The organism is Streptomyces botrytidirepellens (assembly GCF_003721215.1).
GTDB lineage: Bacteria > Actinomycetota > Actinomycetes > Streptomycetales > Streptomycetaceae > Streptomyces > Streptomyces himastatinicus.
The window spans coordinates 42,793-54,378 of the sequence record NZ_RIBZ01000242.1; the positions used below are offsets into that span (position 1 = coordinate 42,793).

At 72.1% G+C, this 11,586-nt stretch carries 10 protein-coding genes; 1 reads left to right on the top strand and 9 read right to left on the bottom strand.

Annotation, left to right across the window (positions count from 1 at the left end; genetic code table 11):
• Positions 1–3: 3 nt before the first annotated feature.
• From EEJ42_RS18930 to EEJ42_RS18955, 6 genes are all read right to left on the bottom strand, one after another.
• Positions 4–999, bottom strand: coding sequence for an aldo/keto reductase (locus EEJ42_RS18930; protein WP_123101096.1), 996 nt, complete (start codon positions 997–999; stop codon positions 4–6).
• Positions 1,000–1,066: 67 nt separating this feature from the next.
• Positions 1,067–2,107, bottom strand: coding sequence for an ABC transporter permease (locus EEJ42_RS18935; RefSeq protein WP_009719166.1), 1,041 nt, complete (start codon positions 2,105–2,107; stop codon positions 1,067–1,069).
• On the bottom strand, positions 2,104–3,729 hold the full coding sequence (locus EEJ42_RS18940) for a sugar ABC transporter ATP-binding protein (RefSeq protein ID WP_123101097.1): 1,626 nt from the start codon (positions 3,727–3,729) through the stop codon (positions 2,104–2,106). The genes EEJ42_RS18935 and EEJ42_RS18940 overlap by 4 nt, the downstream gene beginning before the upstream one ends.
• Before the next feature lie 2 nt (positions 3,730–3,731).
• Entirely contained in the window at positions 3,732–4,766 is a 1,035-nt protein-coding gene (locus EEJ42_RS18945) for a sugar ABC transporter substrate-binding protein (protein WP_123101098.1), read from the bottom strand.
• A gap of 121 nt (positions 4,767–4,887) precedes the next feature.
• Positions 4,888–5,664, bottom strand: a complete 777-nt coding sequence (locus EEJ42_RS18950) for an SDR family NAD(P)-dependent oxidoreductase (protein ID WP_123101099.1) — start codon at positions 5,662–5,664, stop codon at positions 4,888–4,890.
• On the bottom strand, positions 5,661–7,073 hold the full coding sequence (locus EEJ42_RS18955) for an enolase C-terminal domain-like protein (RefSeq protein WP_123101100.1): 1,413 nt from the start codon (positions 7,071–7,073) through the stop codon (positions 5,661–5,663). The genes EEJ42_RS18950 and EEJ42_RS18955 overlap by 4 nt, the downstream gene beginning before the upstream one ends.
• A gap of 256 nt (positions 7,074–7,329) precedes the next feature.
• On the opposite strand from EEJ42_RS18955, the gene EEJ42_RS18960 reads away from it, so the two are divergent.
• Positions 7,330–8,415 carry a PAC2 family protein gene (locus EEJ42_RS18960; protein WP_123101101.1) on the top strand — a complete coding sequence of 362 codons (1,086 nt, stop codon included), beginning with the start codon at positions 7,330–7,332 and terminating at the stop codon, positions 8,413–8,415.
• Positions 8,416–8,654: 239 nt separating this feature from the next.
• Here the strand turns inward: EEJ42_RS18960 and mshC are convergent, their stop codons facing one another.
• The 3 genes from mshC to EEJ42_RS18975 form a co-directional block, all read right to left on the bottom strand.
• Positions 8,655–9,884 carry a cysteine--1-D-myo-inosityl 2-amino-2-deoxy-alpha-D-glucopyranoside ligase gene (mshC, locus tag EEJ42_RS18965; protein WP_123101102.1) on the bottom strand — a complete coding sequence of 410 codons (1,230 nt, stop codon included), beginning with the start codon at positions 9,882–9,884 and terminating at the stop codon, positions 8,655–8,657.
• Between the two features lie 118 nt (positions 9,885–10,002).
• Positions 10,003–10,890 (bottom strand): SCO1664 family protein, encoded by an 888-nt coding sequence (locus tag EEJ42_RS18970; RefSeq protein WP_123101103.1) that lies wholly within the window; start codon positions 10,888–10,890, stop codon positions 10,003–10,005.
• Positions 10,854–11,444: a DUF3090 domain-containing protein gene (locus EEJ42_RS18975; protein ID WP_055553352.1), complete on the bottom strand. Its 591-nt coding sequence runs from the start codon at positions 11,442–11,444 to the stop codon at positions 10,854–10,856. The genes EEJ42_RS18970 and EEJ42_RS18975 overlap by 37 nt, the downstream gene beginning before the upstream one ends.
• Positions 11,445–11,586: the final 142 nt, after the last annotated feature.

The window sequence follows — 11,586 nt, forward strand, 5'->3', positions numbered from 1 at the left end:
TCCTCAGACCGGCAGCGGGATGTCGTCGTCGAGCAGGCCGCGCTCGACCAGCGCGTGCCACAGCTCGTCGGGGATGTCGTAGCCGAACATCTCGGCGTTGTCCCGCACTTCGTCCGGCCCGGCGGCGCCGATGACCGCCGTGGCCACGGCCGGGTGGCCGAACGGGAAGCGCAGGGCGGCGGCCCGCAGCGGCACCCCGAACTCGGCGCAGACGGCGGCGAGCCGCCGGGCCCGCTCGGCGATCTCGGGCGGCGCCTCCTCGTAGTTGTAGCGCGCGCCGGGGCGGGGGTCGGCGAGCAGCCCGGAGTTGTAGACGCCGCCGACCACCACGGAGGTGCCGCGCCGCTCGCACACCGGCAGCAGGTCGTCGTAGGCGGTGCGCTCCAGCAGGGTCCAGCGCCCGGCGCACAGGACGACGTCGACATCGAGGTCGGCGACGAAGCGGGCGAGGATGTCGCTGTAGTTCATGCCGAAGCCGATGGCCCGGACGAGCTTCTGGTCGCGCAGTTCGGCGAGCGCCGGGAAGGCCGTCTCGTACACCTCGCGGATGTGGTTTTCCGGATCGTGGACGTAGACGATGTCGAGGGCCTCGACCCCGAGGCGTTCCAGGGAGGACTCCAGGGAGGCGCGGATGCCGTCCCGGGTGAAGTCCCACTCGCGGACGCGGTCGGGGGTGTCCGCGAACCCGTCCGGCTGGGCGGGCTCGCCGGGCGCCCGGTCCCGCAGCCGCCGCCCCACCTTGGTGGAGAGCGTGTACGAGCCGCGATCGCGCCCGGCGAGGGCGCGGCCCAGCCGTTCCTCGGACAGCCCGACACCGTAGTGCGGGGCGGTGTCGAGGTAGGTGCAGCCGAGGTCCAGGGCGGTGTGGACGGTCGCCAGGGCGCGTTCCTCGGGCACCGCGGCGTACAGATTGGCCAGCGGGGCGCAGCCGAGCCCGAGGGGCGGTACGTGGACGCCCGAGCGCCCCAGTTCGCGTGCCCCCTGTGGTACCTGCGCCATGGTTCCTCGCCTCTGTTCCTGCTTCTCTCGGTACTGCGTCTCGGTTTCCACGTCTCGGTCCCGCGCCTCAGTCCTGCTTCTCGCCGCTCGCGTAGCGGGAGATGATCAGCGCGACGATGATGATGGAGCCGTTGATGAACTGGTTCCACAGTGGCGGAACGCCGCCGAGAGTCATCACATTGACGACCAATTGCAGCGTAAGCACACCCGTGAGCGCTCCGAAGAGCGTGCCGCGGCCGCCCTTGAGGCTGATGCCGCCGATGACCGCGGCGGCGAACACCTGGAAGATCCAGCCGTTGCCCTGGGTCGCGGCGACCGAGCCGTAGTGGCCGGTGTAGAGGATTCCGGCGAAGGCGGCCAGCAGGCCACCGGCGCTGAGCACGATCCAGGTGATGCGGTCGACGCGGATACCGGCGGCGCGCGCCGCCTCGGGGTTGCCGCCGATCGCGTACAGGGCGCGGCCGTGCCGCAGATAGCCGAGCGCGAGGCCGCCGAGCGCGTACAGGCCCAGGCACAGCCACACGGCGGCGGGCGCGCCCAGCCAGTCGGCCTTGCCGAGGTAGCGGAACGACTCGGGGACGTTGACGATGGACTGGCCCTCGGCGATGCCGACCTGGAGTCCGCGCAGCATGGTGAGCATGCCCAGGGTCGCGATGAAGCCGTTGACGCGCAGCTTGAGCATCAGGAAGCCGTTGGCCGCGCCGATCAGGGCGCCGACCGCCAGGCACAGCGGAATGGCGGTCCATACGGGCAGCAGCCCGAGCCCTTCGAAGCGCGCGCCGTGCGAGGGCAGGACCAGCCAGAGGGCGATCACGGGGGCCACGGCGATGGTGGACTCCAGGGAGAGATCCATCCGGCCGCTGATCAGGATCAGCGCCTCGCCCAGCACCAGCAGCCCCAGCTCGGTGGACTGCTGGACGACGCCGATCAGGTTGTCCTCGGTGAGGAAGGCGGGCGAGACGATGAAGCCGATCACGCCCAGGACGAAGATCACCGGGACCAGGGACAGATCGCGCCAGCGGGCGATGTCGATCCGCGGACGGCTCCGGGCCCCCGCCGGCCCGTCCGCCACCGCCTCGGCGGGCTGCTGCCGTGCGGTACCGATCATGTCTGTGGTCCTCCCGTGCGGTCTGCGGTTCCCCCGGCCGTGCCGTCCGTGCCGGGCGTACTGGTCGCGCCTGTCGTGCCCGGTTCCGTGATGCCTTCCATCGCGGCGACCAGCTGGCGGTCGCTCCAGCCGCTGCCGAACTCGGCGACGACCCGCCCGTGGAAGAAGGCCAGGACCCGGTCGCAGACCCGGAGGTCGTCCAGCTCGTCGGAGACGATCAGCGCGCCGCTCCCGGCCGCCGCGACGTCCCGTACGACGCCGAGCAGGGCGTCCTTGGACTTCACGTCCACCCCGGCGGTCGGCCGGATCGCGACCAGCACGCTCGGTTCGCGCGCCAGCGCCCGGGCGATGACGACCTTCTGCTGATTGCCGCCGGACAGGCCCGAGACGGGCTGCGACGGTCCCGCGGTCTTGATGTCGAGCGAGGTGATCATGCGCTGGGCGAACGCGCGGGTCCGGGAGGGCAGCACCGTGCCGTACGGCCCGAGCTGGTCGGTGACGGTCAGCGTGGCGTTCTCGGCGACGCTGCGGCCCAGGACGAGCCCCTGGTCGTGGCGGTCCTCCGGGACGTAGCCGATGCCCGCGTCGATGGCGTGCGGCACGCTGCCGGGGCGTACCGGCCTGCCCCGTACGGAGACCCGGCCGCCGCCCGGCTTGCGCAGGCCGACCAGGGTCTCGCCGATCGCCGTGTTGCCGCTGGCGGTCGCCCCGGCCAGGCCCAGCACCTCGCCCGGCCGCACCACCAGGTCCAGCGGCGCGAACTCGTCCTCCAGGGTGAGCCCTTCGGTGCGCAGCACCGGCTCGCCGCCCGGGTCGGCCTCGCGCACGGTGACGGGGGCGCGGACGGCGGCCCGGGAGTCGCCCTCGGGGGCGCCCTCGCCGTCGCCCGTCATCGCCGCGACCAGGTCCTCCTTGGGCAGGTCGGCGACCGGCGCGGTCAGCACGTGCCGGGCGTCGCGGAAGACGGTGACGGTGTCGCAGAGGTCGTAGACCTCCTGGAGGTGGTGCGAGATGAACAGGAAGGCGACGCCCTGCCTGCGCAGTTCGAGCAGCTTGGTGAAGAGCCGGTCGATGCCGCCCGCGTCGAGCTGGGCGGTGGGCTCGTCGAGGATGATCAGCCGGGCGCCGAAGGACAGGGCGCGGGCGATCTCCACGAACTGCCGCTGCTCGACGCCGAGGTCCTTGGCCCGGGTCTGGGGGTCCACGTCCACCCCGTACTCCCCCAGCAGCGCCCGGGCGTCCTCGCGCAGCGCCCGCCACCGGATGCGCCCGGTGCCCTGGAAGCGGCCCAGGTACAGGTTCTCGGCGACCGTCAGGTGCGGGACCACCATCGACTTCTGGTAGACGCAGGCGACGCGGCGCTGCCAGGCCGCGGTGTCGCCGTAGCCGGGGGCGGGTTCGCCGGAGAAGGTCACCTCGCCCTCGTCCGGGCGTTCCATGCCGGTGAGGACGGACACCAGCGTGGACTTGCCCGCCCCGTTGCGTCCGACGAGGGCGTGCGCCTCCCCGGGGCGCACGGACAGGTGGGCGTGGTCCAGGGCGACGGTCGGTCCGAAGCGTTTGACGATGCCCTCCGCCCGGACCACGGGGGGCTGTGCTGCCTCTTCCGCTGCCTCTGCCATGGCTACTTCTTTTCGAGCTGGTTGGCCCACAGCTTCGGGTCGTCGACGTTCTCCTTGGTGACCAGCGGCGCCGGAAGCTGGTCCTCCAGGCCGTTCTCGATCTTCACGATCTCCGAGCCGTGATCGGTCGGACCGGGCTTGAACGTCTTGCCGTCCAGCGCCGCCTTGGCGTAGTTCAGGGCCCACTTGGCGTAGAGGTCGGCGGGCTGGGAGAGGGTGGCGTCGATCTTCCCGGCGCGGATCGCGTCCAGCTCCTCCGGTATGCCGTCGTTGGAGATGATCGTGATGTGGCCCGCCGAGCCCGCGGGCTTGAGCAGCTTCTTCTGCTCCAGCAGCGCCAGGGTGGACTGGAGGAAGGCGCCACCGGCCTGCATGTAGATGCCGTCGAGCTTGCGGTGCTGGGCCAGCAGGCTCTGGAGCTTCGCGGAGGCGACGTCGCCCTTCCAGTCGGTGGGCAGCTCGTGCACCTTGATGCCGGGGTACTTCTTCTTCATGCACGAGGCGAACGCCTGCGACCGGTCGCGGCCGTTGATGGAGCTGAGGTCGCCCTGGAGTTCGGCGACCCGGCCCTTGCCGCCCAGCTGCTTGCCGAGGTACTCGCACGCCTTGGTGCCGTACGCCCGGTTGTCGGCGCGCACCACCATGTAGATCTTGCCGGAGTCGGGCCGGGTGTCCACGCTGACGACGGGGATCTTCTTCTCCTCCAGCTGCTCCAGGGTGGAGGAGACGGCCCCGGTGTCCTGGGGGGCCATGACGATCGCCTTGGCGCCCTGGTCGGTGAACGCCTGGACGTTGGAGACGAGCTTGGAGATGTCGTTCTGCGAGTTGGACAGCGGGAGCGCGGAAACCGTGCCCTTGTCGATCCCCTTCTCCAGATACTGCTGGTAGGAGTTCCAGAAGTCGGTGTCGGTGCGCGGCATGTCGATGCCCACCTTGCCGCCGCCGGCGCCGTTGCTCTCACGGTTGCAGCCGGCCAGCCCGGCGACGGCGAGCAGCACGGCGCAGGCCGCGGCTCCGGTGGTGCGGAGTCTCGTCATCGAGTCCCGTCCTAGGTCGAGTTGTGCGACGTGCGTGGTGCGGGGTGCGATGGTGCGGGGCGCGCGGTATGTCGGTATGGGGTGCGGGTGAGCGTGAAGGTGTGGCGGTACGCGGCCGTGCTCAGGTCGCCGGGCGCAGGCGCAGCCCCTGCATCCCGCCGTCCACGGCCAGCGCGGTGCCGGTGACGGCCGCGGCGGCGGGACTCGCCAGATACGCGACGGCCGCGGCGACCTCCTCGGCGGACACCAGCCGCCCGGTCGGTTGCCGGGCCTCCAGGGCGGCGCGCTCGGCCGCCGGATCGGCGGCCTGGCCGAGCAGCCGCCCCACCCACGGGGTGTCGACGGTGCCGGGGTTGACGCAGTTGACGCGGATGCCCTCGCGTACGTGGTCGGCGGCCATGGCGAGGGTCAGCGACAGCACCGCGCCCTTGCTCGCGCTGTACGCGGCGCGCTGCGGCAGTCCGGCGGTGGCGGCGATCGAGCAGGTGTGGGTGATGGACACCGCTCCGGGCCGCTTCGCCGCGGCGGCGCGCAGATGCGGCAGCGCGGCCCGCGCGGTGCGCACCAGGCCCAGCACGTTGACGTCCAGCAGCCGGTGCCACTCGTCGTCGGAGTTGTCCTCGACGGTGCCGATCGCGCCGATGCCCGCATTGCCGACGACGGTGTGCAGGGCGCCGAATTCGGCCACCACGGCCTCCACCGCGGTCCGTACGCCCTCGTCGGAGGTGACGTCGGTCTTGACCGGCAGGGTCCCGGACGGGGCGCCCGTCGGGTCCCGGTCGAGCACGGCGACCCGTGCGCCCCGGTCGCGCAGCGTGGTGGCGATGGCGGCGCCGATGCCCGAGGCGCCGCCGGTGACGAGCGCGGCCAGCCCTTCGAAGTCGCCGGTGGGGCTCAAGAGGTCTCCTCCTGTCGTGCGGACTGCTGTGCTGCGTTCTGTGGTGCGGCGTTGCGCGGTGATGCGTTCTGCGGTGCCGCGTTCTGCGAATTCCGGGCTTGCCATTCGGGCCCGTCCGGATAGCGGTAGGCGGCGATCGACTCGGGGAGCATCTGGGCGGAGAAGCCCGGGGCGGCCGGTGCGCGGTACCGGCCCGCCTCGACGACGGCCGGATCGGCGAAGTGTTCGTGGAGGTGGTCGACGTACTCGATGACCCGGTCGTCCCAGCTGCCCGAGACGGCCACGAAGTCGAACATGGCCAGGTGCTGCACCAGTTCGCACAGGCCCACGCCGCCCGCGTGCGGGCACACCGGCACCCCGTGCTTGGCGGCGAGCAGCAGGATCGCCAGGTTCTCGTTGACCCCGGCGACGCGTGCGGCGTCGATCTGCACGAAGTCGACGGCTTCGGCCTGAAGGAGCTGTTTGAAGACGACGCGGTTGGCGACGTGTTCACCGGTGGCGACCTTGACCGGCTGTCCGGCGCGGATGGCGGCGTGGCCGAGGACGTCGTCCGGGCTGGTCGGCTCCTCGATCCAGTGCGGGTCGTACGGCGCCAGGGCGCGCATCCAGCGCAGCGCCTCCGCGACGTCCCAGCGCTGGTTGGCGTCGACGGCTATCCGGATGTCCGGGCCGACCGCCTCGCGGGCCAGCCGCATCCGTCTGAGGTCCTCGTCGAGGTCACCGCCGACCTTGAGTTTGATCTGCTCGAAGCCCTCGGCGACCGCCTCCTGCGCCAGCTTGATCATTTTCTCGTCGGAGTAGCCGAGCCAGCCCGCCGAGGTGGTGTAGGCGGGGTAGCCGCGCTCGCGCAGCAGCGCGGCGCGCTCGGCGCGGCCGGGCTCGGCGGCGCGCAGGATGGCCAGGGCCTCGTCGCGGGTGAGGGCGTCGCTGAGGTAGCGGTAGTCGACGAGATCGGCCAGCTCCTCGGGCGACATGTCGGCCAGGAACTGCCACAGCGGCTTTCCGGCCTGCCGGGCGGCGAGGTCCCAGGCGGCGTTCACCACCGCACCTGCCGCCATATGCATGACGCCCTTCTCCGGGCCGAGCCAGCGCAGCTGGGAATCGTGGGTGAGGTCGCGGTAGAGCTCGGCCAGTCCGGCCGCGGTGAGCGGGGCGGGACGGCCGACGACCTGGGGGCGCAGGGAGCGGATGGCCGCGGCGGTCACGTCGTTGCCGCGGCCGATGGTGAAGACGAAGCCGTGCCCTTCGGACCCGCTGATGTGATGGGGGGTGTGATCGGCGTCCGTACGGAGCACCACATAGGCAGCGGAGTAGTCGGGGTCCGGATTCATCGCGTCCGAGCCGTCGAGCTGCTCCGAGGTGGGAAACCGGATGTCATGGACCTCGAGCTCGGTGACGGTCGGGCGCAAACTCAATGGGAGCTCCCTGAACGACGCGCGATAGAACATCGGACCTTTAGCGGTGATCCGATGTATAGCGCTGACATGGGGGTCTCGTCCAGAGGTGTGCCGCAACTTTCGGGAAACAGGTCGGATGAATGAGTATGGGTTTCCCTACGGGGGCTGCGGCGGGGGCCCCTTGAAGCCGTAGGCTTGGGGCGCACGCAAAAGAACTGTCGCCGGAGGCGGTACCAACCCGTCCGCCCCGGTCGGAAGGAGGCGCTGGGTGATCGAGCTTGAGGGGGTTCCCGAGCTGATCGACCCGGTCATGATCTGTGCCTTCGAGGGCTGGAACGACGCCGGAGACGCCGCCTCCACCGCGGTCGGGCACCTGGACCGGGAGTGGAAGGGCGAGGTCTTCGCCTCTCTCGACGCCGAGGACTACTACGACTTCCAGGTGAACCGGCCCACCGTCGCGCTGGACAACGGGGTCCGCAAGATCACCTGGCCGACCACCCGCCTCTCCGTGGTCCGCGCGGAGGGCGGCGAGAAGACCCGCGACCTGGTGCTGGTGCGCGGGATCGAGCCGAGCATGCGGTGGCGGTCGTTCTGCAACGAGATCCTCGGCTACGCCCATGAGTTGGGCGTCGAGATGGTCGTCGTCCTCGGGGCACTGCTCGGCGATACCCCGCACACCCGGCCCGTGCCGGTGAGCGGAGTCACCTCCGACCCGGACCTGGCCCGCAGCCTCGACCTCGAGGAGACCCGCTACGAGGGACCGACCGGCATCGTCGGCATCCTCCAGGAGGCCTGCACCCACGCCGGTGTCCCCGCGGTGAGCCTGTGGGCGGCCGTCCCGCATTACGTCTCCCAGCCGCCGAACCCGAAGGCGACATTGGCCCTGCTGAACCGCCTCGAGGACCTGATCGGCGTCCGCATCCCGCTCGGCGAGCTGACCGAGGACGCGCGCGCCTGGCAGCTGGGCGTGGACCAACTCGCCTCGGAGGACAGCGAGGTCGCCGAGTACGTCCAGTCGCTGGAGGAGGCCCGGGACACGGCGGAGCTGCCGGAGGCGTCCGGCGAGGCGATCGCGCGGGAATTCGAGCGCTATCTGCGGCGGCGGGACGGCTCACCGGGGGCGCCGGGCGCGCCGGGCAGCCATGCGACGGAGACGGGCACCGGGGGGATCGCCGACGCGCCGTATCTGCGGGACCCCGGAAGCGGGCACGCACGGCCGCGGAAGCCGTCCGCGAAGGATGACGAGGGCGGCGGCGAGGGCTCCGGATCCGGTTCCGGGAGCGGCGAGTCCGGTGGGGCCGCGGAGGAGACCGGGAGCAGCGACGCGGAGGAGCGCCCGGACGACCAGGGCTGAGCCCCGGTGACCCGCACCGCCGGGCGGACCGATTCCTTCGGTCCGCCCGGCGGTGTGCGGAGCGGGCGGTGCCCCTGGGGTTTCATTGCCGGGTGCGGGCCGGTGGCCGCGTTGTGCCCACCCGTTCCTCCCCCAGCTACCGCTGGGAGGTGCCCCCTCTGCGGAACGATTGCCCACAACATGGCCAACACCCGGCCGGGGCCGCCCCCGGGTTCGGGGAGGGGCGGGGTGGGGACTTCCTACAGGGCTACGCCCAGGAGGGCGTCTACCGCTCGCGAGACCAGGCCCGGGGCGCCCTCGTCCTCGCCGCCGGTCGCGGACTGGGCGGCGGCCCAGCGGTCGACGGCTGCGAGGGCCGCCGGGGAGTCGAGGTCGTTCGCCAGCGCCTCGCGCATCTCCTCCACCAGCGCGTCCGCCGACGGGCCGTCCGGCCGGGAGACGGCGGCGCGCCAGCGGGCGAGCCGGGCCTCGGCGTCCCGCAGGACGCCGTCGGTCCACTCCCAGTCGGAGCGGTAGTGGTGGGCCAGCAGGGCGAGCCGGATGGCGGCCGGGTCGACGCCGTCGCGCCGCAGCGCGGAGACGAAGACCAGGTTGCCCTTGGACTTGGACATCTTCTCGCCGTCCAGCCCGACCATCCCGGCGTGCACGTACGACTGCGCGAACGGCCGCTCGCCGGTGAGGACCTGGGCGTGCGAGGCGCCCATCTCGTGGTGGGGGAAGGCGAGGTCGGAGCCGCCGCCCTGGACGTCGAAGCCCATGCCGAGGTGGTCGAGGGCGATGGCCACGCACTCGATGTGCCAGCCGGGGCGGCCGGGGCCGAGCGAGCCGCCGTCCCAACTCGGCTCGCCCTCACGGGCGGCCACCCACAGCATCGGGTCCAGCGGGTTCTTCTTGCCCGGGCGCTCCGGGTCGCCGCCGCGCTCGGCGGACAGCAGCCGCATGGCCTCGGCGTCGAGGCGGCTGACCGAGCCGAAGGCGGGGTCCGACTCCACGGAGAAGTAGATGTCGCCCTCGACCTCGTACGCCGCGCCCGCGTCCCGCAGCCGCTCCACGAGCGGCACGATCCCCGGTATCGACTCCACGGCACCGATGTAGTGGCGCGGGGGCAGCATCCGCAGGGCCGTCATGTCCTCGCGGAAGAGGGCGGTCTCACGCTCGGCGAGGGCCGTCCAGTCGTCGCCGTTCGCCACGGCCCGCTCCAGGAGCGGATCGTCGATGTCGGTGACGTTCTGCACGTAGTGGACCTGGCGCTTGGTGTCGAGCCACACGCGCTGAACGAGGTCGAACGCGTTGTAGGTCGCCGCGTGACCCATGTGGGTCGCGTCGTACGGCGTGATGCCGCAGACGTAGATGCGGGCGACGGGGCCGGGGGTGAGGGTGATCGGTCCCCCGGTCGCGGTGTCGTGAATCCTCAGGTCGCGGCCACTGCCAGGCAGGGCGGGAACCTCGGAAGCGGGCCAGGCATACATGCAATGAGCGTAACCGGATGCCAGTTCCGGATACGAACCGGATGGCCCCTGCCGCGCGTTTGTTGGCCGGATAGGCGCTCTTGCGGATCCGCCCGTGACCTGCTCCGTCCTCGTCGGCTCAGACCGGCGGCCACGGAATGGCGGGCCACTGGCCGCTGGGCGCGGGGTGCACCCCGGTCCGCACCAGCGCCGCCACCCGGTCCCGCAGCGCCTCGATCTCGGCGCCGGTGATCAGCTTCGCCAGCCGGGCGCAGAGCGGGCCGTCGTCGGCGAGCTGCTCCGCCAGTCGGCGCAGCACCTCCAGCACGTCGTCCGGCAGCGGCTCCCCGGCCCATCCCCACAGCAGGGTGCGCAGCTTGTCCTCGGCGTTGAAGGTCACACCGTGATCAATCGCATAGAGCCGGCCACCCGCGGCGGGCAGCAGATGGCCGCCCTTGCGGTCGCCGTTGTTGATCACCGCGTCGAGTACGGCCAGCCGCCGCAGCCGTACGTCGTCGGCGTGCACCAGCAGCGCGGTGCGGCCCTCCCCCACCTCCGCGAAGCCGACCGCCTTCCAGCCCGGGCCCGGCTCGTCGCCCTCGACGAGCGCGAGCAGCTCGGCCCCGTCCGTCTCGTCGGAGTCGTCGGTCCCGTCGGAGTCGTCGTCCGCGGCCTCACCGTCGCCGGTGGCCACCTCGACCCAGAGCTGGCACATGCCCTGCCCGTACGGCCCGTCGCGCAGCACGGTGGGCGGGACCAGGCCCCACCCGGTGGCCTCGGAGATCTCGTACGCCGCGACCTCGCGCTGGGCGAGGGTGCCGTCGGGGAAGTCCCACAGCGGCCGTTCCCCGGCCACCGGCTTGTAGACGCACGGGGCGCTGTGGCCCTCGTACTCGACCGTGCAGTAGAGCACCGCGTTGGACGCCTCCCGGACCTGGCCGCGCACCGTCAGCTCGCCCAGGGCCAGCAGCTCGGACGGCTCCGGGGGCGTCAGGCTTCGCGGCGGTATCCGTTCTGGCGCGGACATACGTGTCCTTCCGGGTCGAGCGGCAGGCTGCACAGCGGGCAGGGCGGCCTACCGGCGTTGACGACGTCCAGCGCCCGCTTGGCGAAGGCCCGCGCCTGGGTGCCGGTGAGCCGGACGCGCAGCATGGGCGGCCCGTTCACGTCGTCCTGGAGGAGCCGTTCCTCGGCTTCGGCGAGGTCTTCCTCGGACTCGGCTTCCAGCTCGACGAGCGCCTGCGCCTCCACGATCATGCGCTGTTCCTCACCGTCCCAGGCGAGGGCCATGGTGCCGACGCGGAATTCCTCTTCCACGGGGGCGTCGAGGGGCGCGGTGTCGCTGAGTTCGGAGGGTGCGACGGCCGGTACCGGGGCGTTGCCGCCGGTGCGGCGCACCACCTCGTCGAGCAGCTCGTCTATCCGCTCGGCGAGCGCCGCGACCTGGGTCTTCTCCAGTGCCACGCTGGTGGTCCGGCCACCCGCGGACGCCTGGAGGAAGAAGGTACGGCGGCCCGGCAGCCCGACCGTACCGGCGACGAATCGGTCCGGCGGGTCATAGAGGAACACCTGACGGGACAACGTCCTGCTCCATTTGCGTCGACTGGTCGGCTGGTTGGCTGGTGGGGCTGGTGGTTCCGGCGGGGCTGCCGGGCGTCACGGCCGCCCGGTCGCGGCTGCCGCGGCGCGGCCGCGCCGCGGGACCACCCTACTGCGCCCGGAG